This is a genomic window from Methanoregula sp., assembly GCF_035543475.1.
Taxonomy (GTDB): Archaea; Halobacteriota; Methanomicrobia; order Methanomicrobiales; family Methanospirillaceae; genus Methanoregula.
In genome coordinates, this window is sequence record NZ_DATKKA010000009.1 from 1 (window position 1) to 20,315 (window position 20,315).

At 60.5% G+C, this 20,315-nt stretch carries 21 protein-coding genes and 1 pseudogene; 11 read left to right on the forward strand and 11 right to left on the reverse strand.

Going from position 1 to position 20,315, the window contains the following annotated elements; genetic code table 11:
- From VMS83_RS03775 to VMS83_RS03790, 4 genes and pseudogenes are all read left to right on the forward strand, one after another.
- A pseudogene (locus VMS83_RS03775) lies at positions 1-275 on the forward strand (30S ribosomal protein S3ae); the annotation flags it as partial.
- A gap of 127 nt (positions 276-402) precedes the next feature.
- Positions 403-1,638 carry a 2,3-bisphosphoglycerate-independent phosphoglycerate mutase gene (locus tag VMS83_RS03780; protein WP_325410022.1) on the forward strand — a complete coding sequence of 412 codons (1,236 nt, stop codon included), beginning with the start codon at positions 403-405 and terminating at the stop codon, positions 1,636-1,638.
- A 30-nt stretch (positions 1,639-1,668) separates the two neighbouring features.
- The gene (locus VMS83_RS03785; RefSeq protein WP_325410024.1) at positions 1,669-2,511 is read left to right on the forward strand and encodes a polymer-forming cytoskeletal protein; all 843 of its coding nucleotides are present in this window, start codon (positions 1,669-1,671) and stop codon (positions 2,509-2,511) included.
- A complete protein-coding gene (locus VMS83_RS03790; RefSeq protein ID WP_325410026.1) occupies positions 2,508-3,362 on the forward strand; it encodes a hypothetical protein in 855 nt (284 codons plus the stop codon). The genes VMS83_RS03785 and VMS83_RS03790 overlap by 4 nt, the downstream gene beginning before the upstream one ends.
- 164 nt (positions 3,363-3,526) lie before the next feature.
- Here VMS83_RS03790 and VMS83_RS03795 read toward each other — a convergent pair whose 3' ends face one another.
- On the reverse strand, positions 3,527-4,444 hold the full coding sequence (locus VMS83_RS03795) for an ATP-binding protein (RefSeq protein WP_325410028.1): 918 nt from the start codon (positions 4,442-4,444) through the stop codon (positions 3,527-3,529).
- Positions 4,445-4,467: 23 nt separating this feature from the next.
- Positions 4,468-4,827 (reverse strand): helix-turn-helix domain-containing protein, encoded by a 360-nt coding sequence (locus VMS83_RS03800; RefSeq protein ID WP_325410030.1) that lies wholly within the window; start codon positions 4,825-4,827, stop codon positions 4,468-4,470.
- An 86-nt stretch (positions 4,828-4,913) separates the two neighbouring features.
- Between VMS83_RS03800 and hcp the strand changes: the two genes are divergently transcribed.
- Entirely contained in the window at positions 4,914-6,539 is a 1,626-nt protein-coding gene (hcp, locus tag VMS83_RS03805; protein WP_325410032.1) for a hydroxylamine reductase, read from the forward strand.
- A 265-nt stretch (positions 6,540-6,804) separates the two neighbouring features.
- Here the strand turns inward: hcp and VMS83_RS03810 are convergent, their stop codons facing one another.
- The 3 genes from VMS83_RS03810 to VMS83_RS03820 are packed head-to-tail and all read right to left on the reverse strand — an operon-like array spanning position 6,805 to position 10,203.
- Entirely contained in the window at positions 6,805-8,883 is a 2,079-nt protein-coding gene (locus VMS83_RS03810) for a DEAD/DEAH box helicase (protein WP_325410034.1), read from the reverse strand.
- On the reverse strand, positions 8,880-9,689 hold the full coding sequence (locus VMS83_RS03815) for a winged helix-turn-helix transcriptional regulator (RefSeq protein ID WP_325410036.1): 810 nt from the start codon (positions 9,687-9,689) through the stop codon (positions 8,880-8,882). The genes VMS83_RS03810 and VMS83_RS03815 overlap by 4 nt, the downstream gene beginning before the upstream one ends.
- Positions 9,673-10,203 carry an ArsR family transcriptional regulator gene (locus VMS83_RS03820; protein ID WP_325410038.1) on the reverse strand — a complete coding sequence of 177 codons (531 nt, stop codon included), beginning with the start codon at positions 10,201-10,203 and terminating at the stop codon, positions 9,673-9,675. The genes VMS83_RS03815 and VMS83_RS03820 overlap by 17 nt, the downstream gene beginning before the upstream one ends.
- 39 nt (positions 10,204-10,242) lie before the next feature.
- Here VMS83_RS03820 and hypF point away from each other — a divergent pair, with 39 nt between their 5' ends.
- The 3 genes from hypF to VMS83_RS03835 all read left to right on the forward strand — a co-directional run bounded on the left by hypF (position 10,243) and on the right by VMS83_RS03835 (position 13,973).
- Positions 10,243-12,465, forward strand: a complete 2,223-nt coding sequence (gene hypF / locus VMS83_RS03825) for a carbamoyltransferase HypF (RefSeq protein WP_325410040.1) — start codon at positions 10,243-10,245, stop codon at positions 12,463-12,465.
- Between the two features lie 72 nt (positions 12,466-12,537).
- Positions 12,538-12,948, forward strand: a complete 411-nt coding sequence (locus VMS83_RS03830) for a primase-like DNA-binding domain-containing protein (protein WP_325410042.1) — start codon at positions 12,538-12,540, stop codon at positions 12,946-12,948.
- 26 nt (positions 12,949-12,974) lie between these two features.
- Positions 12,975-13,973, forward strand: a complete 999-nt coding sequence (locus tag VMS83_RS03835) for a radical SAM protein (RefSeq protein ID WP_325410044.1) — start codon at positions 12,975-12,977, stop codon at positions 13,971-13,973.
- Between the two features lie 91 nt (positions 13,974-14,064).
- On the opposite strand, the gene rpl12p is transcribed toward VMS83_RS03835, so the two are convergent.
- The 6 genes from rpl12p to VMS83_RS03865 all read right to left on the reverse strand — a co-directional run bounded on the left by rpl12p (position 14,065) and on the right by VMS83_RS03865 (position 18,099).
- A complete protein-coding gene (gene rpl12p, locus VMS83_RS03840; RefSeq protein ID WP_325410047.1) occupies positions 14,065-14,376 on the reverse strand; it encodes a 50S ribosomal protein P1 in 312 nt (103 codons plus the stop codon).
- Positions 14,377-14,399: 23 nt separating this feature from the next.
- A complete protein-coding gene (locus VMS83_RS03845) occupies positions 14,400-15,248 on the reverse strand; it encodes a 50S ribosomal protein L10 (RefSeq protein ID WP_325410049.1) in 849 nt (282 codons plus the stop codon).
- Positions 15,249-15,893 carry a 50S ribosomal protein L1 gene (locus tag VMS83_RS03850; protein ID WP_325410051.1) on the reverse strand — a complete coding sequence of 215 codons (645 nt, stop codon included), beginning with the start codon at positions 15,891-15,893 and terminating at the stop codon, positions 15,249-15,251.
- Between the two features lie 57 nt (positions 15,894-15,950).
- Positions 15,951-16,427 (reverse strand): 50S ribosomal protein L11, encoded by a 477-nt coding sequence (locus VMS83_RS03855; RefSeq protein ID WP_325410053.1) that lies wholly within the window; start codon positions 16,425-16,427, stop codon positions 15,951-15,953.
- Between the two features lie 501 nt (positions 16,428-16,928).
- Complete coding sequence (locus tag VMS83_RS03860; protein ID WP_325410055.1) at positions 16,929-17,510, reverse strand: GNAT family protein; 582 nt, start codon at positions 17,508-17,510, stop codon at positions 16,929-16,931.
- A 127-nt stretch (positions 17,511-17,637) separates the two neighbouring features.
- A complete protein-coding gene (locus VMS83_RS03865) occupies positions 17,638-18,099 on the reverse strand; it encodes a helix-turn-helix domain-containing protein (protein WP_325410057.1) in 462 nt (153 codons plus the stop codon).
- Between the two features lie 88 nt (positions 18,100-18,187).
- Here VMS83_RS03865 and VMS83_RS03870 point away from each other — a divergent pair, with 88 nt between their 5' ends.
- From VMS83_RS03870 to VMS83_RS03880, 3 genes are read left to right on the forward strand one after another with little or no spacing between them, the layout of a single operon-like run.
- Positions 18,188-18,844 (forward strand): DUF2115 domain-containing protein, encoded by a 657-nt coding sequence (locus VMS83_RS03870; RefSeq protein WP_325410059.1) that lies wholly within the window; start codon positions 18,188-18,190, stop codon positions 18,842-18,844.
- Positions 18,845-18,876: 32 nt separating this feature from the next.
- Complete coding sequence (locus VMS83_RS03875) at positions 18,877-19,782, forward strand: epoxyqueuosine reductase (protein WP_325410061.1); 906 nt, start codon at positions 18,877-18,879, stop codon at positions 19,780-19,782.
- Between the two features lie 30 nt (positions 19,783-19,812).
- The gene (locus VMS83_RS03880; protein WP_325410063.1) at positions 19,813-20,283 is read left to right on the forward strand and encodes a DUF2115 family protein; all 471 of its coding nucleotides are present in this window, start codon (positions 19,813-19,815) and stop codon (positions 20,281-20,283) included.
- The last annotated feature ends 32 nt before the right edge of the window (positions 20,284-20,315 follow it).

Here is a 20,315-nt window from a genome sequence, read left to right on the forward strand (position 1 = left end):
TTACCAAGGACACCAAGAAGGTCCGGCTCACGATCAGCTGCTACACCTTCGCCCGCGCCAACATCGCCCAGGAGCACGCACTCCGGAACGCGATCACGGCCGCCCTCGCTGCCCAGGCGCAGGCATGGGACCTAAACGCGCTCGTCAACGGAATCGTCTCGGGCGAGATCTCCAAGGATCTTTTCAAGAGCGTAAAGACCCTCTACCCCACCCGCCGGGTCGAGATCATCAAGTCCAAGGTCGAGCAGGTCGCAGCACCGGTCTCCACCGCCTAAATCTACCCTTTTTTGTTTCCCGTTTCCACCGGCCATTCATCCCCCTGAGGCATACAGAGGACTGTTTTTTCGCGGTCGATAAAACCGGGAAACATAATTAATCCGCGCGTCCAACCATTCCGTAAGAATGACCGCCCGCAGGATCCTTTTCATCGTCATCGACGGGTTGTCCGACCGGCCCTGCCCGGAACTGGGCGGACGGACCCCGCTTGAGGCGGCGCATCATCCGGTGCTCAACCGGCTTGCTGCCGAAGGGATCTGCGGGATCATGGATACGATTGCAGCCGGGGTCCGGCCCGGTTCGGATACGGCCCACCTCGCCCTGCTCGGTTACGACCCCCATACATACTACACGGGCCGGGGCCCGCTCGAATGTGCAGGCTCAGGGATCCGGATGGAACCGGGTATGATCGGGTTCCGGTGTAACTACGCGACACTCTCGCCTGCAGGACTTGTAACCGACAGACGGGCCGGGCGGATAGCGGACACAAAATCCCTCTCGCGGGCGGTGCAGGAGGGAGTCGATCTCTCCGGTTTTGGCGTAGAGTTTGTCTTCCGGTCCGGCGCCGGCCACCGTGCCGCCCTCGCCCTCAAGGGCGAAGGACTGGGCCACTGCGTCTCCTCCAATGACCCCAAAAAGGATCATGCAGCCCCTCTTGCCATCGTCCCGGTCCGGGACAGGGTGCAGGACCGAAAGACTGCAGAGGTCTGCAACGAGTTCGTGCGCCAGTCGCAGCGGATCCTCGTGGAGCACCCGGTAAACCGCGAACGCCTTGCCCGGGGCGAAAATCCGGCAAACATTGTGCTGATGCGGGGTGCCGGCGAGATGGGCAATTTCGAGCCGTTTTCGAAAAAGTACGGCATGGAGGGGAGCGTGATCGCCGCAGCACGCCTGATCGCCGGCATCGGCAGTGCCGTCGGGCTTGAAGAGATCCCCGTGGACGGGATTACCGGCTCACAGGAGAGCAACCTTGACGGGAAGATCGCGGCAGCGGTCCGCGAGCTCGCGAGAAAAGAGTTCGTGCTCGTCAACATCAAGGGGGCCGATGAATCGGGACACGACGGGCTTGTCGCCCAGAAAAAGGCCTTTATCGAGAGGGCGGATGCAGCCCTTGCACCACTTACCAGTCTCCGGGACTGCCTGATCGTGGTCTGTGCCGACCATTCCACGCCCTGCGCAATCAGGGACCATAGTGCCGACCCGGTGCCGGTGCTGATCCACGGGGACGGTGTCCGGGTGGACGACGTGACAGAATTCGGGGAACGCACCTGTGCACGGGGCGGTCTCTGCCGGATCACGGGGGCAGGACTGCTCCCGATCGCCCTTGACCTGGTCAACCGGGCGCACAAGTATGGGGCCTGATATGGTGAAACGGAATATTTCGGGGGATCAATGAAGGGAGAATCGGTGAAGAACTGGCACAGGCACTGCCTCCTGCCGGACGGGACGGAACTCCAGGAGCACAGCATCAAGACCGACCGGGACATCGTGGTCGGGGAATTCTGCCAGATCGATTACGGGCTGCGGGGCGCTGATGTGTACGTCGGGGAATCCACGAAGATCCGGGAGTACGTTTGGGCAAACGGCGACGCGAGGATCGGCAATCTCTGCGAGATCGGAAGCGACGTGGTTGCAAAACAGGACGCGTACATCGGCGAAGGAGTAAAGATCGCCGGCAAGCTCGTAGTGAGCGGGGCGCTCGATATCGGCGAGAAGGTGGAGATCGCCCAGGGATTCGAGGCGACCGGGGAGATCGCGGTCCGGAATCCGATGCCGGTCATTGTCTTCATCCTCATCTACCTCATGACCATGCTCCATATTGAAAACGAGCGGGAGCTCGACCGGATCCTCGACAATCTCTTCTCCGAAGACGACGCGAAGGTTGAGGTACCGCTCATGATCCCGGCCCGGTCCCGGCTGAATATGAAGGTTTTCTCCGTTCCCTCGTCGATGAAGATCGGGAGGAAGTGCCGGCTGCATGGCAACATCCGGGCCGGTTCCATCGAAGTTCTTGAGGGGACCGTTATCTTCGGGAGCCTGCGGGCCCGGGGCACCATCAGCGTGTCGGGCGGCGTCACTATCCACGGGAACGTGGAGGGCAGCGGGAAGGTGTACGTAAAGAGAGGAGCCCATATCCTTGGCGACGTGATCGCCAAGGAGATCTTCCTTTCCGACGACGCGAAGATTGACGGGATCATCGAGGCCCCGCACGGGATGCATATCGGAGGGGAATGAGCACAAGAGCAGCCACGATCCTTGAGCTCGAAGCCGTCACGTTCATCGAGCCCTCGTTTGCCGCTCTCACCGACCCGCTGTACACGGACCTGCTGGCCCGGGACAACGCGGATGAAGGCCGGATGCTCGTGGACGAGAGGAACGATCCGGTTGCGGTCGCCTTCCACGAGCCCGGCGGCTGGATCGCCGGCTCGTTTACCTGCCGGCCGGCGAGTGTCGCCCTGATCGATGCGTTCGAGCAGGTGAATGGCGAGATCTACCAGGAAGACCGGGCGGTCTGGGAGGCTGCAATACGGGAATATTTCTCCCTCCGGCTCGCTGCAGAAGTTCCGGCGGCCATGGAGGACCTCAACCCGGCACGAAAGGGCATCCTTGCGGATGTGATCACCGGGGTCTGGGGAAAGGGGGCCGGGGAAACCTGTATCGACTGCGGCTGTGGATCCGGCGTGGGTTCGCTCGTGCTCCGCGAACTGGGCTTCACCCCGCTCTCGTACGACAACGATGCGTCACTCTTAACTCTCGGTATCGGGAAAGGCCGGCTGCTCCCGGAGGAGACAATGTGCATCGATGCCACGCAGGTCGCAGCCTATACCCGGCCGGTGCCCCGGGGCATCGGGATCATGATGGGGGAGATCAACTCTTTCTCGCAGGAGATGTGGCAGCAGATAGCAAACGGGCTCTTTTCCGTTACCGGCGAGACGCTGATCACAGTGGGAACTGAGCCGGAGGCATTGCAGATCCGGGAATGGGGCAACGAGGCCGGCCGCCCGGTCGAGATCCGGGAGAATCCCGGGGATTCCTTCTACGACCACTGGGTCTGTATTGCCCGACCGGCGGGCACAACCAGGTAGGGGCAATCTTTTTTGAACATTTCCGGCTTATCGGCCATTTGTTTCCGGATACCCGGGGATGTTCCAGGATCACCGCAATGGTGACGGGTATCTGGGAAACCGTTGTCCCACCGCGGTAAACACCGGCTCCTTTTCCACACCAGCGGCCAGGGACTCATGCGGGATCAGAGTATGTTGCCCTCAATAGTGATCGTCTTATCTACCACCGGGATCGTCTTTCCGGATTTTTCCAGTGCCTGATCGACGACATACCGCACGCCGCTGCAGCACGGTACCTCCATGTGGACGACCGTGATTGACCGGATCGTATGAAGGGAGAATATCTGGCTGAGTTTCTCAATGTACCCCTCGATATCCGTATCCAGTTTCGGGCAGAAGATGATCACGATCTTTCCTTTCAGGAGCTCTGTATGGAACCCGGCACAGGCAAACGGTACGCAGTCAGCGGAGATCAGCAGATCCGCGTTGTTGAAGTACGGGGCTGACGGGTGGAGCAGGCTGAGCTGGATTGGCCACTGCCGGAGCTCGGAATCGGTCGTCCCGCCGACCGGCTGGCGGGGCCCCCGGCCTCTCCGGATACTCCGTGCAGCGGCGCCGGGACACCCGGCGAACGGGTGGGCCCCGTGGGGCCCGGGGTGACAGACACCCGGGACAGAGGCAGCGGATCCCGATCCTTTTGCTTCTCCGGTCTCTGCGGCTTTCCCGGTACCGGATTTGTCCGGCCCAATATGATCGGGAACCGGTATTCCCTTTTCGGTGAGGTACCCGATTGCCTGGTTGTAGAACGGGATCTGCCCGTGGCCTGCAAGGTGTTCAAGATGGGCCCGGATGACCGGGGCACCCTGCTTTACGATGGTCTCCATCACGGCTTTTTCATCGTACGGCACAGCCTCCCGTTCGACCACCGAGATGGCTCCTTCCGGGCAGGTCCCGATACACGCCCCGAGCCCGTCGCAGAACAGATCGGAGACCAGACGTGCCTTTCCGTCAATAATCTGGAGTGCTCCCTCCGGGCAGTCCGGGATGCACTGGCCGCATCCCGTGCATTTCGTCTCATCGATGCTGATAATCTTTCGTTTCACAGGTCTCATCCCTCACTGGAGTTTTAGAGTACACAGATCTTGCAGTCCTGGCCACCACAGGGGATATTGTCGATCTTCCACCTGAGTGCCCACGTCTTGATCCCGCGGATCACATTCACGAGTTCGAGGCCGCTTGCGGTCAGGGTATACTCGCTTTTCACCGGGAAGGTGGTGGCATCCACCTTTTTCTGTACAATCCCCTCGGCCTCGAGCTCTCTCAACCGTTCCGACAGGACCTTCTGGGTGATCCCGTCCAGCGCATCCTTGAGGTCAGAGAACCGGCGGGTATAGCCCTCTCCCTTGTAGAGCTCGAGGATGATGAGGAGCGTCCATTTTTTGGTCAGGTACTTCACGGTCAGGTTGACCGTGCACGATTCGTCCATGGTATAGTTTCTGAAACTCTCGGCTATTTATAATTTAGTATACAAAAGAAACCTTGTAGGAAAAAGATACGAGAGGCTGACAAACCATGTTCTGTTACCAGTGTGAAGAGACCGCAAAGGGAACCGGCTGCACCGTCAAGGGTGTCTGCGGGAAGGAAAGTGTTACTGCAGGGCTCATGGATGTCCTGATCTACCTGTGCAAGGGGATTGCCGAACGAAACATCGCTGCCGCAAAGGCAGGAAAGGAGAACAGGGAGGCCGGCCTGTTCATCGCCGAGGCACTCTTTGCCACCCTCACCAACGTGAACTTCGATGACCAGCGGTTCCGGGCAATGATTGCGCAAGCGATCGCGATCCGGGACGCGCTCCCTGTCTCGGCTGCCCATGAGCCAACTGCCTGCACGTGGACCCCCGGGAACGATGCGGAGATCGCGGCAAAGGCAGAGGAGATCGCCCGGGAGTCAAACGTAAACGACGATGTCCGGTCCCTGCGGGTCCTCCTCGTCTTCGGACTCAAGGGCGTAGGTGCGTATTACCACCACGCAGCGATCCTAGGATACACCGATGAGAAGATAACCGCGTTTATGGAAAAGGGGCTCGCATCCACCCTCCATGACCTGCCGGCAGCGGAGATGACCGGGCTCGTGCTCGAATGCGGCGCGATCGGTGTCGCAACGCTTGCCCTGCTCGACGCGGCAAACACGAAGACCTACGGCATCCCGCAGATCACCCCGGTGAAGACGGTTGCGAAAAAGCGCCCGGGCATCCTTGTCACCGGCCATGATCTCAAAGACTTCGAGATGCTTCTTGAACAGTCCAGGGACAGCGGCGTGGACATCTACACCCACGGAGAGATGCTGCCGGCGAATGCCTACCCTGCGTTCAAGAAATACGCAAACCTTGCCGGGAACTACGGTTCCTCATGGTGGCACCAGAAAGAGGAGTTCGAGAAGTTCAACGGGCCGGTGCTCGTGACCACCAACTGCCTTGTGCCCCCGAAAGACAGCTACAAGGACCGGATCTATACGACCGGACCGGTCGGTTACCCCGGCGTGAAGCATATTGCTGCCACAAAGGACGGGAAAAAGGACTTTTCCGCGCTGATCCAGCACGCCAAGACCTGCCAGCCCCCGCAGGACCTCGGCTCGCCCGGCCGCGACCTCATCACGGGCTGCGGCCATGACGCGGTGCTCGCCCTTGCCGGGACTGTGATCGCGGCGGTGAAGAAAGGGGATATCAAGCGGTTCGTGGTCATGGCTGGCTGCGACGGCCGCCATGCGGAGCGTGAGTACTACACAAAGTTCGCCCAGGCACTGCCCAAGGACACTGTCGTCCTGACGGCGGGCTGCGCCAAGTACCGCTACAACGGCCTTGACCTCGGCACCATCGGCGGCGTCCCCCGGGTGATCGATGCGGGCCAGTGCAATGACTGCTACTCGCTCGTGGTGATCGCCCAGGCCCTTGCCGGGGCATTCGGGGTCGGGATCAACGAACTCCCGGTCTCGTACAATATTGCATGGTACGAGCAGAAGGCAGCACTTGTCCTCCTCGCTCTCCTGCAGCTGGGCGTAAAGAATATCACGCTCGGGCCCAAGCTCCCGGCCTTTGTCTCACCCGGTGTGCTTAAGGTGCTCGTGGACAACTTCGGGATCGCAAAGAACAGCACAATCGAGGCTGACCTTCCCCGCCTTGTCCCGGGCGCGACGGTGTAGAACAGGAAATGAATCTGTAAAAATCTCTTTTTTAAGTTGTACTCCCCCTTACGCCAGCCCTGCCCCCAGGGGGGAGGGGGCGTTTGCGATGCCTCTGTATTACTACCTGTGTCAGGATACAGACATGAGTACAGGTAATACGGCATTATCGCTCAGCGGGGGATGCCCACGCGGCGGGGGCGGAGGCATGCCGGAGCCCCCAAGAGCGTTCACTAGCTGTTCAGAAGGTCTCCAAAATCAAAATATTATGACCAAATCAGGAGAATTACCGTCTCCCGCGACCCTTTTTGTGCCCGGGAGCTGCCTTCCCGCCCTTTCCCTTTTTCTCTGGTTCGCCATCGAGACCCTCACTCTCCAGCTCCGCGATAATATCAAGGGGATCGTCGAGCTCTTTGACCAGATGCATGACCTCAAGAAGCCGTTCCAGACCGATGAAATGCTCGGACATCACCCGGGCGAGCGGGGAGAGGACCAGTTTTGTCCCTTCTTTATGTACGAGCCTGTGTGCGACCAGTTCCGGCAGCACCGGCTCCATGCTCCCTACCATCGTGGTGTTGATCCGGGCAAGGTCCGCCTCTTCGCCCCCGCAGGCAACCGCGTTTGCCACGTACTCTTCGGAGCTCTGCTCGAGGTCATGGACAGGCGCCACCTCCTCCATCTCCCCTTTGAGGAGTTTGAGCGCAATCTCCTCTTCCGTACCCCGGCTCTCGCGGGAATAGCTCCCGCCAGGCTCGGCAAGGAGCACAACTTTCCCGAGGTCGTGGAAGTCCGGCCGTCCGGCACGACCGGCCATCTGGTTGAACTCCTGCACAGTGAGCCATTCCCGGCCCATGGCAAGGGCATCGAAGATCACCTGCGAGGCAGGGAAGTCAACCCCGGCCCCGAGCGCTGCGGTGGTGACGACCGCCATCAGTTTCCCTTCAAGGAACTTGTTCTCGACTTCCCGGCGCTCCTGGCTGGTGAGCCCCGCGTGGTAGGCCGCGGCCCGCATCCCCAGCGCATCGGCGATCGTGTGGCACCGGGCCCGGGCATTGGTGAAGATGATCGTCTGGCCCCGGAAACCTTTCGTGGAGGTCTTTGCGTACTCTTCCGTGGTCAGCTTCTTGATCGTCGGGATCTTCTGCTTTCTCTCGGTAAAGAGAAGGTAGCGTTCGAGCGCTACCGGGCGGTCGTCATACCGGACGAGCTGGCAGTTGAGCTTCTTTGCGAGCAGCCTAGGCACCCCGATTGTGGCCGAGAGATACAGGAACTGGGCCTGCGGGGCGAGATACTTGAGCCGGGCGACAAGCCCGTCGAGCCGGTGGCCCCGGTCGGGATCCTCGAGCATCTGCACCTCGTCGATGACGACCGTGGCGATGTTGGACATCTTCTGGCCGCACCGGATCATGTTATCCACGCCCTCGTAGGTGCCCACGAGGATCGGGGCCTGCGGGTTGCGGTCCCCGACCTTGCGGGTCTCGGGGAGGTTGAGGCGCGAGACTCCGGTCAGAAGGCCGGTCTTTGCAAGGGCGCCGTACCGCTCGGAGAACCGCTCGTACTTCTGGTTGGCGAGAGCCACAAGCGGCACGAGAAAGAGCATCCGGCCCCGGCCGGCAAGGTAGTTCTTCATCCCGGCCATCTCGCCGATGAAGGTCTTGCCGCTTGCCGTAGCCGCGACCACGAGGAGGTCTTTTCCAAACAGCAGGCCCGCCTCCACCGCAAGCTGCTGGGCCGGCATGAGTGATTCCACCCTGCATGCAGTGACAAAGGCATGCGGGAGCGGCAGCTCGGTGATTTTCGCGGTGGTAAGAACCGGGTGAGCCTCGATCCGGTCGAAAAGCGCCGCCTTCATCGAGACCTTCTCCGGCTGGACGAGCGCGATCACGCGGTCGAGGTTGCGGGTCGCTACCAGCAGCTCCTCGAAGTGCTTCAGCGTCTCCCGCCCCATGTGCCCGATCGGGGCGATCTCGCGCCGGAGCTCCCGGCGGGCGCAGTCCAGGCAGATCTTCTCGTTTTTACCGAAGATCACGAAGTTGTCATCATTGATCGGGGTGTACCTGTCATCGAGCAGGCAGATCCGGCAGGCATTGACGGTGCCGGCCCGGATCTGGAAGGCGTGCAGGAACTCCTCGAAGACCGGGTCGGGGCGGACCATCCGGACGTCCGCCTCGCGGAGCTGGGCAACAAGGTCCTTCGTGGGTGTTGCCCGGTACTCCCTACGCGACCCCCAGCGGAGCCGGTACCGGACGGGCCGTGGCCCCTTGGGGGTCTCGGTCATGTCGCAGATACCGACACCCATTACGTGCCCATCGTCGTAATAGAGGAGCTTGTAACTGCCTTTTGTCGGCTGGACGAGGATCTTCATGGGGAGATCAGGTCCACGATGCTGTACGAGAGGCCGACACCCTCGAGCCTTTTTAAGAAATCCGTGAACTCTTCGTCAACGATCACGATCACGCAGTCAATCCCGTGGAAGGCCGCTTCGATGACCCCTTCCCGGGCCCCGAAGAAGAGATCGGGCTTGTGGCCGGCAGCCCGGAGGGCGATGTATGCCTCAAGGCCCACGGCCGCCACCATGCCGGCCGGCCTGGCGAGATCCCTGAGCCGGTCCAGGTGCACCCGGCGCGAGCCCCCGTGCTGGACCCGGGGTACCTTGCAGATCGTGATCGCACCCTCGTGGTGCTCGATGATCCCGTTGAGCCGGGCCACTCCCACGTCCTCGTCCTTTTTCGCATCTGCCACAACCAATCCCATGGCGGGCTGCGGCTTTTTTGTGGCGTATAAAAAGCCGCCTTTCATGAAGACCCCGACCTCGTCACCGGCGCTGAGGTTCTCGGCCGCAATTGCCGTCCAGATCGAGACCTGCTGGATGATGTCGCGCCGGATGTGGCGGGCATAGGCCTCCAGTGACTCGGCGTTTGCAAGCACCCACTCGATACCGGCCTTCGTAACCTCGTAGTTCCCGCGGCCGCTCGCCGAGACCATGCCCTCCTCGGTCAGTTCGCGGATATACTCTGAGATCGCCTGCGGTGTCACACCGAGCTTGGTGGCGATCTCCTGCTGGCGTACCGCCGGCTGGTGCTCGGCGATCTCCACCAGAATCTGTAATCGTGAGACTTCGCGCTTGCTGCGCAGGATGGAATAAAGAGGATCCTTAGCGTCCGGTGTCAAGGAGCACCAGTCCCTGTCCCTTCACGTCCAGGTGAGGTATCCTTTTCGCGAGGCCCCGGATGAAGACCGGGCTCACGCCGAATTTGCGCGAGAGATCGGAGATGGAGGTGTTGCCGTTCCCGAGTTCGGCCTCGATCCGGCCAACCACATCACGGAGGTTCTCATCGTTCGAGAGCGAGATGTAGAGGATATCGGAGAGGTCCTGCAGATTGCACTGGAAGTTTGCCCGGAACTTGTTGTAGGTTCCCCGGAACTCCTTTACCGGTTTCTCGCCGGGCTTGGGCATCCGCCACTGCTCCTCGACAAGGTTACCTTTCTTTAAGATCTGGAGGCAGACCGCGACCGATTCGTCGTTCACCTGTGCCTGGATCTCAGCCTCGGTCATCCATGACTTGCTCAGTAGATCGTACACCTTCTTGAACGCAGGACTGTTGAAGGTCATGAGAAGGGGGACCAGTTCGACAGGATCGTTGACAATTCGGATGTGTCCCGGCACAGTGAAAACCCTATACATATATGGCCGTGTAATTCAATAAATTTTTGCGGCTTTTCCATGCAGACAAAGGGCAAAATACTGGTTCGCGGCATCGTCCAGGGTGTCGGGTTCCGCCCTTTTGTCTATGCCCGGGCAGTTGAGCTCGGGATTTCCGGCCGGGTCAAGAACCTCGGAAGCGAGGTGGAGATCTATGCCCGGGGAGAACATTTTCCCGAGTTCCTCGCAGCAGTCTCCCGGGGCCCGCGATTGTCCCGGATCGATTCGGTCGAGGTGTTTGATACCGATGCAGCAATCCCCGACGGGTTTGTGATCGAGAGCAGCGGGAGCGGCTCCTTCTCCGGCATGATCCCCCCGGACATTGCGATCTGCGACGACTGCATAGCCGACATCTTCACTCCCGGGGGGCGGTACGAGGGATACTGGGCCACCTCCTGTGTCAATTGCGGGCCCCGGTACAGCATCATCCGGGCAATCCCCTATGACCGGGAGCGGACATCCATGGATGAGTTCCCCATGTGTCCTGCCTGCGCCGGGGAATACGGCGACCCGTATTCCCGGCGCCACCATGCGCAGACGATCGCCTGCCATGCCTGCGGCCCGGCCCTCCGGCTCCTGGACCGGGCAGGGTCAAAAATCCCGTGCGCGGACCCGGTCCGGGAGGCTGCAGCACTCCTTGATGCCGGGAAGATCCTCGCGATCCGGGGCGTGGGGGGCTTCCACCTGGCCTGTACAGAGGAGTCCTCCGGTGAACTCAAAAAGCGCCTCGGCCGCGTCGAACAGCCTTTTGCCGTGATGACGCGGCCGGGCTATACCGGAACAATAGCCTATGTCTCACCGGCCGAGCGCGGGCTGCTCGAGAGCCCGGTCCACCCGATCGTGGTGCTCGAGAAACGCGATCATGCCGCGCATTCCTCTATCAGCAACCTGCACACCATCGGCTGCATGCTGCCCTACACCGGGCTCCATCACCTCCTCTTTGCACACCTGACCCACCCGCTCCTGATCATGACGAGCGCGAACATGCCCGGCTACCCGATGATCACGGACACGGACATTGCACTCGCAAAACTCGCAAAGGATGCCGATTATTTCCTTGTCCACGACCGCACCATCGAGAACCGGGTGGACGATTCGGTGATGCGTGACGGGCTGATCCTCAGGCTCTCCCGGGGGATCGCCCCGAAACGGACGGCAATTGACCTCGGGACCCGCTGCATCCTCGGGGTCGGTCCCGAGCTGAACGCGAACGCCACGATCTACAAGGGCGGGTTTGCCATCACTTCTCCCCACGTGGGCAATGTGCGGAACCCGGCAACACTCGCCTATCTCCAGGAGACCGTGGCAAAACTCCAGCGGTTGCTGGGGGCCGAGTACGAACTGGTGGCCCACGACCTCCACCCGCAGTTCCTCTCCACCCGGTTTGCCCGGGAGATTGCCGAAGAGCGGGGGATCGGGCTTGTCCCGGTCCAGCACCACCGGGCACATATCGCCGCCACCACCACCGAACCCTGTATCGGGATCGCGATCGACGGCGTGGGCTACGGGGACGACGGCACGGTCTGGGGCGGCGAGGTCTTTTGCGGGCAGGTACCGGATCTTGCCCGGGTTGCCCACCTCGAACCGGTGGCGATGCCGGGCGGCGACCTTGCCACCCGGTTCCCGGAGCGGATGTTGTACGGTATCCTGCCCGACGATGCGGTCCTCGGCCTCCTCCGCGGCCGGGGCTGGTCGGAGGTGGAGATCGGGGTGATGAAAAAACAGGTCGCAACCGGTTTTAACGTTACGATGACGAGCAGCACCGGGCGGGTGCTCGATGCAGCGGCAGCGCTTCTTGGGATCTGCCGGGAGCGCACCTATGACGGGGAACCGGCCATGAAACTCGAGGCCGCCGCTGCCGGCGGGACCGCCGAGGCATGGGAGCTGGTCTTTACCCGGCTGGGCGGGTGCGAGTGCCTCTCTACCCGGGCGATCCTCAGTACAGCCCTTGACCGGTTCTCCGCTAACCGGGCATCGGTCCGGGATATCGCGGCATCTGTCCAGTATAACCTTGCCCGGGGGATCGCGGCGCTCGCCATCCATGCAGCCGGGAATGAGGGCATTTCCCGGGTTGCTCTGAGCGGGGGCGTGATCGCCAACCGTGCCATCCGGGAGACCATTCGTGCGGAGGTCACCGGCGCCGGTCTCTCCCTTCTCATCAACGAGGCCTACCCGCCGGGCGACGGTTGCGTCTCCTTTGGCCAGTGTGTCTGGGCGGGGATGCTTGAACGGCAGCAGAAATAGATGCCGGCAACGCGAAAAATCCCAAAACAAGCATTTTTCTTAACAGAAGTATAAAGATGAGATCAACGTTCGATGTATCCGCTGGACATCATTCAGGAACAGGAAAAAAGGATCCAGAGCCTGGAAAAGGAGCTCACCGAGCTCCGGCAGGGACTTGCGGCCGTACACGACTATTTTCTCCAGATAAAGGCCCAGGCCGATGCACAGAGCATCTCTGCGGAGATCAATCTCGGGATTGTCCGGCCGCAAAAAGACGATGATGCTGAGTTCGAGGGGATCTGGGACTTCCACGAAAAAATGCTCGTGAGTGATCCCAAGGGCACGATCCCGCTTGACATCATGTACGACACCTATGCCCAGTTCTGCCGGAAGAGCAACAAGAAGCCGGTAGACAAGGACGCCTTCGAGTACCTCCTTCCGCAGATGGAGAATCCGCGGCCGGTGGTCTTCCGGGGAAAATGGCAGGGATGCCGGTTCCGGTAACCGCGCCTGCCGGGCGGGCATGAATCATGGTACATGTCCGCATCACCGCTGATTCAGGTATCCCGCTCGTGGGATCGCTCTATTTTGGGGTCATTGACCGGGGCACAAGCCTCCTCCAGGTACGCCCGAGCTGCGGATGCAACCTCAACTGTCCCTTCTGCTCGGTGGATGCCGGTCCGGCCTCGACCACGAGGGCCGCAAGTTACGAAGTCGAGCTGGAGTACCTCCTCTCTGCCGTGGAGGAGATCGCCCCGTTCAAGGGTACAAATGTCGAGTGCCACATTGACTCCCCGGGCGAACCGCTGATGTATGCCCGGCTCCCGGAGCTCGTGGCGGCGCTCAAGGCAATTGAAGCTGTCTCAGTCGTCTCCCTCCAGACCAACGGGACACTCCTTGACGAGAAGAAGATCGAATCACTCGCCGCGGCCGGTCTTGACCGGGTGAACCTCTCGCTCCATGCTCTCGATCCTGCGCTTGCCCGGGAGCTTGCCGGGGTGGAGTGGTACGATATCGAAAAGGTAACGGATGCAGCCCGGGCGGTGGCGGTGAGCTCTATGGATCTCCTCATCGCTCCGGTGTACATGTCGGGAATCAATGATGCCGAGATCCCGAAACTGATCGCCTTTGCCCGGGAGTGCGGGGCGGGAAAGAGATTCCCGCCGCTCGGGATCCAGAAGTTTGAACGGTACAAGTACGGCCGGACGCCCAAAGGCGTGAAAGTCCAGAGCTGGTGGCAGTTCTTCAACCGGAGCATTAAGGAATGGGAGAAAGAGTCGGGTCTGCACCTCCGGCTCAATCCCGAACGGGACTTTGGAACCGTCCGGCGCCCCTCGCTCCCGCAGGTCTTCAAAAAAGGCGAGAAGGCGACCGTCGAGATCAAGGCGCCCGGCTGGATCCATGGTGAGCAGCTGGGCATTGCCCGGAACCGGGTGGTCTCGGTCTTTGGCTGCGACAAAACACTGGGGCAGGTCCGGGTGAAGATCGTAGCCACGAAGAACAACATCTACGTGGGCGTGCCGGTATAAGGTACGGGAGCCTCCGCTCGATGGTGAGGCGGATGCAAAGAATCGATCGGAAAACAGCTTGCCTGCGGGGATGCAGGAGAAAGAAAAAGGATTAGCCGAACAGGGCACCGAGCCCTGCCATGCCGCTCTCTTCTTCTGCCTTCTTGTCCTCTTCCTTGTGCTCTTCCTTGGCCGGTGCTGCGGCTGCGTGGCCTGCTGCGGGTGCGGCTGCAACGGCGACCGGTGCTGCGGCTGCCTTGCTGATAGCCTCCTCAATGTTCACGCCGTCGAGGGCTGCAATAAGCGCCTTGATGCGGGACTCGTCTGCTGCTACACCTGCGGCGGTCAGGACTGCCTTGACGCCGTGCTCATCGACCTTCTTGCCTGCCTTGTGCAGGAGAAGTGCTGCATAGATATATTCCATCTCTAATTCACCTCAAATACTGTTTATTTTACCAGGCTCTTGATTGCCTGGCTTTCTCTCTGGGCTTTACCAATAATCGCATCGATAACGTCCTTTTCGTAGACGTCTGCCTCGATCGCAAGGCCGCGTGCATCCCTGACGGCCTTCGTCAGGATCGCTGCCATGGTCTCCTTCGTCGGGATCGCCGCATTCACCGACAGGTTGAATGCCTGCTGACCCGCGAGCTGGAGCTGGGCGAGGAGTTTCTCCTCATCCACCGCGAGCACGGACGGCTCGTAGATGGTGCCATCGTGGAAGGCTACCTGGAGGGCGAGCCCCACGTCCATGGGCTTGATGTCGAGCTTGACGAGCACTTCGGCGAGCTTTGCCGAGATGACTGCGCCCTTCTTGACAACGGTCTTGGTCTCCCTGATCTTGACCTTGCCGCCTTCGATGGCTGCGGGAATGCCGGCCTGCTGGAGTTCACCGACAATCGGACCGGGCTTGAAACTGGTTGGGCCCTTCTCGATGACGATGTCCTCGGGAGCGGTCTCACCCGCTTTTGCGGCCATCTTGGTCTTGGTCTTTTCGAGCTGCTTGTAGAGCTTGAACGGGTTGTCGTTGGAGAAGATCACCGCGGAGTGACCCGAGATGAACTTCGTGAGTCCCTTTGTGTCCCCGCCGATCTCGGCAAACGCGTGCTCGATTAAGGTGTTCCTCGTGACCTTGATGACTGCCTTGCCCCGGAGGTTGCGCCGGATCTGCTGCACCTGCTGGGCGGGGATGCCGTACATGTCGACAAGCCCGATCAGGGTGAACTCCTTGGCGTGCTTCTTGATATCCGCGACCTCGTCTTTTTTCCACGCGGGCAGGTGGTGCGTGTAGACTGCCATTTAGACCAGCCTCACGGACGGACCCATCGTGGTCTTGACATAGATCGAGCGGACGTTCAGGTGACCCTGTTCGAGGACGGACTCGACACGCTTGACAATCGCGTCGATGTTCTCGGATACCTGCTCCGGTGTCATGGCCGTCGAACCGACCTTGGTGGAGAAGACCGTCTTGTCCTTGGTCCTGATCTTCACCGAGTTCCTTAGGCGCTCGACAATCGGGCGGATATCGGTCTGCCCGGGGATCGGCATCGGCATCCTGCCCCTCGGACCGAGCCGGGGACCCAGGAAACGACCGACCTGCGGCATGACCGCGGTCTCGGCAAGGAAGTACTTGTAGGTACTCGCGACCCTGCGTGCTTCACGCGGGGCGCCTCCGAGCCGTTCTACCTCTTCAGGGCCGATAATCAGATCAACCTTGGCTTCCTTTGCCTGCGTGACGATATCGCCTTTCCCGATAACACAGATACCGGTCTTTTCTCCGGTCCCGTTCGGGAGCAGTATCGTCTCGTCGATACGATTTTTCGGCTGCGCCATATCGATATTCTTGAGATTGATGGTAATATCGATGCTTTCGGAGAACTTCCGCTTTGGCGCCTTTTCAATCGCCGTTTTTACGGCTTCCAGAATTTTGGCCCTTTCTACCATCAGATTCCTCCATAGTTTGCGACCGAACCCTTCGATCTCCTATGGTGTTTTCCTGACCTATTTCAGAAGGACGCTGTCATACTTGCCAGCAGCGATGTCGGCGAGCACTTCTTTTGCGCGCTTGCCGTCAACGTTGACTCCCATGCTCACGCACGTGCCCACGACTTCCTTGGTGGCAGTCTTGAGCTCGTAGGAGAGCATGCCTTCGAGTTTCATCTTGGCAATCCTGACAGCGGCCTCGAATGGCAGGTTTCCTGCCACTTTGGCGTTGGGCTCTGCGGAACCTTTCTCGATACCGGCCTCTTTCTTGATGAGAGCCGTCGTCGGGGGGATACCCACCGTGACCGTGAACTGCTTTTTGTCGTTGACTTCGACCTTGACCGGGACCTGCATTCCGTTGAATGACGCGGTCTTGGTGTTGATCTCATCGACGACTGCCTTCACGTTGATACCGAGTGGTCCGAGCGCGGGTCCTAATGGCGGACCTGCGGTTGCCTTCCCGCCGGGTACTAAAACCTCGACCACTTCTGCCATAGTTTTGCACCATGCCGTCCCGCCTATGTACGGGCACTCAGCTTGGGTCTGTTACATTTGACGTGAAGGGAAATAAAGGTGATCGTCTGGTGGAGATGGGATAATTTATACCAGCGAGGTCCCGATGAGGCGGCCGGGCGACCCCCGCAGGGGGTGGGCAAACTCGTTATCTTTCGTAACCAGATTCCGAGATTAACAATCTTCCCGGCTCAGCACTTTTGGATAACGTGACCCACCTCACGCCCGTCCTGCATCCCGGTCCCACAATCTCACTCAATTTTCTCTCTTAAAATGAATGCCACGACCGGCCAGAATCCGTGCAAAAACACAGGACCCCTGATGGGGGTCACACGATCCATTTCTGTACAGGGCAGCTGCAGACGCTTCAAAAATAATACATTTTTATGACGTGAATAATCCGGATATGCCCTGACGCAGCAGATCACTTTGTACCAATGTGACCCCCTTTACAGGTTGTGAACCGGATGGGCCGGGTAACGTTTACTTTTTTGACCCGGGACAAGTGGATCCGCGGGGATTCCGGGCCGCATATTCACCGGCCAGCATCCCGTAATAGCAGGTCGAGCGCCAGTGATCACGCAGCCAGACGTTCTCGCGGAGCGTACCCTCGTACACGAGGCCACCCTTCTCCAGGCAGTGGGCCGAGGCCATGTTGAGCTCGTCGCACTTCCCGTATAACCGGTGGAGGCCGAGCGGCCCGAACCCGAACTCGAGCAGCGCCCGGAGAATTTCCGAGGCATAGCCGTTCTGCCAGTACTCCGGCCGCAGGATGCACCCGACCTCGGCAGTGGTCGGCTGCATAGGGTCGATCTCCAGAAGAACGAAACCGGCGAAATCCCCGGTTCCCGGGATCCGGGCCGCAAGGATGTACCTCTGACGATCCGGCCGGGCCGCCTCTGTGATCGCGTGGCGCACGAACCCCTCAACCTGCTCCTCGTTCTCGAGCCAGATCCAGACAAACTTCATGACCGCATGATCGCGGGCCATGCGCCGGACAGGATCGAGATCACGCTCGGTCATGTCCTCTAAGATCAGCCGTTTCGTGGAAAGAGAGAAAACCATTACAATGCTCCGTGAAAAAGATCGGCGAACAGGTTCACCAGCCGTTCCTGATCTCTGTATACCGGTGATCGTTTCAGCCGGCATCGTATAACAATGGCGGTGAGTGAAAAATATCCGGCAGCTCTTTTCACCCTTCAGCCGGGGACTCCCCGGCCCGCTGCCCGCCAGCCGGTTCAGATGAGGGATAAAGCTCGGCCATGGTCCGGGGCCGGTGGTCCTCGAAAACCTGATCGGCGCACCACTTGGCCCCAAAGGCAAGGAAACCCGTGAGGATCGGGATCGTATCGTTCCCCTTTTCCGTAAGCTCCCATTCCACCACCCGGGGGCTCTCTTTGATGACCCGGGCCCGGAGAAAGCCCGCCTCTTCGAGTTCCTGCAGCCGCAGCGTAAGCACCCGGGGCGTAAGGCCGGGAAGGGAGCGGCGGATCTGGTTGAACCGGGTGATCTTCCGCAGCGCAATGTCGCGGAGGATAAGGAGTGTCCACTTCTTTCCCAGAACGCCAACCGCCGCGTGAATCGGGCAGGTCACGAACGGGACGGCCGGGCCTCCCGTCCGGCATACCGTGGGCAAAAGATGGTTCCGGTGCATGGTATACATTTGGTTCCTGCCATCTTAAAGTGATATTATTAGTATACTGGATCTGAGACACCGCGGATGAGTACGCGGGGGAAGGGGAATGACTACCGGAATATCCGCCACGGAGACAGTGTACAGGGACGAAGGCGCGACTGCCCTTCCCGGGCAGGCACCGGGCACCGATGCGGAGGAATTCCGCCGGGTCGCGACCAGGATCGCCACCGCACAGACCAGAGGGGAACTCGGGGCGATCCTTGCAGAGGAGATCGGCCGGTACACGCTTGCGGACCTCCAGGTGATCGGCGGGAGGCTGTACGCGGAGATGGTCCGGCTGCCCCGCCCGTACCGCGACCAGGTCCACCCGTATATCACCGAACAGATCCTGGGCGCGTACCACCGCCTCCTCCTCATGCACCGCGCTGGCACCTTTGCGTCCCTGACCGGGCCCATCGCCGACCGGGAGACATTTGCAAAGTTCTGCACCATGATCCCGGACGGGTGCTTCCGCTGGGACGAGGCAGCAGAGCGGACACCGTTTCCCTACACACCGCGTCACCGGTTCTTTTACTACCTGGTCTCGGCATTCACGATCTTCTTGCTCGACCGCCCGGGCCACCCGGTGGGAATGCCCTTCCCGGGGGGCTATAAGGTAGAAGAGCGCAATGGCACGTTTTACTGCCTCATCCGGGACCATGAAAAAGAGGTCCCCTTCTCGATCTGTAACTTCTGCCCTGCCTGCCAGACCCCGGGCGTGTAAGACCCGGTCACTCACAAAAAGAGGATTAAAAGATGACACCGCACCATCAGGACAAAACGGACAGAAACGATCCTGCTTTATGGATCGAAACCGCCATCCGGGAATTCTGCGAGACTTCCCCGGAAAACGACATGCATTATCCCGAGCGCGAACCCCTCGCCGACGAGCCGTTGGTCGGGTTCTCCTCCGCAGCTGACCCGCTCTACGAGCATCTCAAACAGGATATCGGCGCCCCGTGCATGACCCCGCTCGAACTCTTCCGGGCAGCATTCCCGGACACCGATGCGGATGCCGGCGATCTTACGGTCATCAGCTGGATCCTGCCCCAGACCACGCTCACCAAGGACGAGAACGGCAAAGAGACGCAGTACCCGTCGGAACGCTGGGCACGGGCCAAACACTACGGGGGCATATTCACCATCGCCCTCATGAAGTATCTCACCGGTGTGCTGGCCGATCGGGGCATCCCGGCCGTGGCCCCGGCCCTTTCCCCGGAGTGGACGCTCGGTGTCTCGGAAAAATACGGCATTGCCTCGTCCTGGTCAGAACGTCACGCAGCGTATGTCTCGGGCCTCGGGACGTTTGGCCTCTGCGATGGCCTTATCACACGAAAGGGCAAGGCCATGCGGTGCGGATCACTTGTCGCCCGCATCACGATCCCCCCAACCCCGCGGCCCTATACGGATCACCGCGCCTGGTGCCTCTATTATGCCAAAGGCACCTGTAAGCTCTGCATCAAGCGGTGCCCGGCGGGGGCGATCTCCGAACAGGGGCACGACAAGAACCGCTGCCGGGAGTACTGTTTCGGTGTTGCCCAGGATTATGTCCACGAGCAGTACCATATCGACAATTACGGGTGCGGGCTCTGCCAGGCCGGTGTCCCCTGCGAATCGAAAAATCCCGTACGACCCAAGAAAGGGGACAGGGCCCCGGCGTAAGCGCCGGTACTGCAGCCCGCGGGGACCGGCATGTACGCTTCCGAACTGCTCTCCCGGATCCGCTGCGATCTGGATACGATCCCGGAGTACATCGCCCGGATCGAGCGGGAGCGTCAGGCCGTACGGGAAGATCCGCCCGGGACGTTCACCCTTCTTGGGGACTACAATTACGCCACGTACACCGAGATCCGGGGCCGTTGCGCCGTTGATCCGGATTTTGCCATTGATCCCGGGGCTGTAAAGGAATGCGAAGACGTGCTGGACCGGTACCTTGAGCGGTATGCCCCCGGGAACGAGAACCTGAAACACTACGTTACCGCTCTCTCGCTCTACCTGGCCTTTATCGAGCAGAGACCGCTCCATCCGCCCGGCGTACCGTTCTCTGATGATATCCGGATCGTGAAGAGAGGGGACGGTTACTATTGCACCGGGAAGAGACGGTACCGGGACGATCCCGCCGCGCTCTGCCGCTTCTGTATCTGTAAACCGGTTTCCCGGTAATTTTCCCCGCCGGGCTGGTCTGACTGGTGCTT

Bases quoted from the DNA above. Each gene is read 5' to 3' on its own strand.
- VMS83_RS03835 (WP_325410044.1), top strand. From the start codon at position 12,975: ATGGTACATGTCCGCATCACCGCTGATTCAGGTATCCCGCTCGTGGGA.
- VMS83_RS03855 (WP_325410053.1), bottom strand. From the start codon at position 16,427: ATGGCAGAAGTGGTCGAGGTTTTAGTACCCGGCGGGAAGGCAACCGCA.
- VMS83_RS03785 (WP_325410024.1), top strand. From the start codon at position 1,669: ATGAAGGGAGAATCGGTGAAGAACTGGCACAGGCACTGCCTCCTGCCG.
- VMS83_RS03800 (WP_325410030.1), bottom strand. From the start codon at position 4,827: ATGGACGAATCGTGCACGGTCAACCTGACCGTGAAGTACCTGACCAAA.
- VMS83_RS03880 (WP_325410063.1), top strand. From the start codon at position 19,813: ATGTACGCTTCCGAACTGCTCTCCCGGATCCGCTGCGATCTGGATACG.
- VMS83_RS03860 (WP_325410055.1), bottom strand. From the start codon at position 17,510: ATGGTTTTCTCTCTTTCCACGAAACGGCTGATCTTAGAGGACATGACC.
- VMS83_RS03870 (WP_325410059.1), top strand. From the start codon at position 18,188: ATGACTACCGGAATATCCGCCACGGAGACAGTGTACAGGGACGAAGGC.
- VMS83_RS03830 (WP_325410042.1), top strand. From the start codon at position 12,538: ATGTATCCGCTGGACATCATTCAGGAACAGGAAAAAAGGATCCAGAGC.
- rpl12p (WP_325410047.1), bottom strand. From the start codon at position 14,376: ATGGAATATATCTATGCAGCACTTCTCCTGCACAAGGCAGGCAAGAAG.
- VMS83_RS03780 (WP_325410022.1), top strand. From the start codon at position 403: ATGACCGCCCGCAGGATCCTTTTCATCGTCATCGACGGGTTGTCCGAC.
- VMS83_RS03810 (WP_325410034.1), bottom strand. From the start codon at position 8,883: ATGAAGATCCTCGTCCAGCCGACAAAAGGCAGTTACAAGCTCCTCTAT.
- VMS83_RS03820 (WP_325410038.1), bottom strand. From the start codon at position 10,203: ATGTATAGGGTTTTCACTGTGCCGGGACACATCCGAATTGTCAACGAT.
- VMS83_RS03875 (WP_325410061.1), top strand. From the start codon at position 18,877: ATGACACCGCACCATCAGGACAAAACGGACAGAAACGATCCTGCTTTA.
- hypF (WP_325410040.1), top strand. From the start codon at position 10,243: ATGCAGACAAAGGGCAAAATACTGGTTCGCGGCATCGTCCAGGGTGTC.
- VMS83_RS03845 (WP_325410049.1), bottom strand. From the start codon at position 15,248: ATGGCAGTCTACACGCACCACCTGCCCGCGTGGAAAAAAGACGAGGTC.
- VMS83_RS03850 (WP_325410051.1), bottom strand. From the start codon at position 15,893: ATGGTAGAAAGGGCCAAAATTCTGGAAGCCGTAAAAACGGCGATTGAA.
- VMS83_RS03790 (WP_325410026.1), top strand. From the start codon at position 2,508: ATGAGCACAAGAGCAGCCACGATCCTTGAGCTCGAAGCCGTCACGTTC.
- hcp (WP_325410032.1), top strand. From the start codon at position 4,914: ATGTTCTGTTACCAGTGTGAAGAGACCGCAAAGGGAACCGGCTGCACC.
- VMS83_RS03865 (WP_325410057.1), bottom strand. From the start codon at position 18,099: ATGCACCGGAACCATCTTTTGCCCACGGTATGCCGGACGGGAGGCCCG.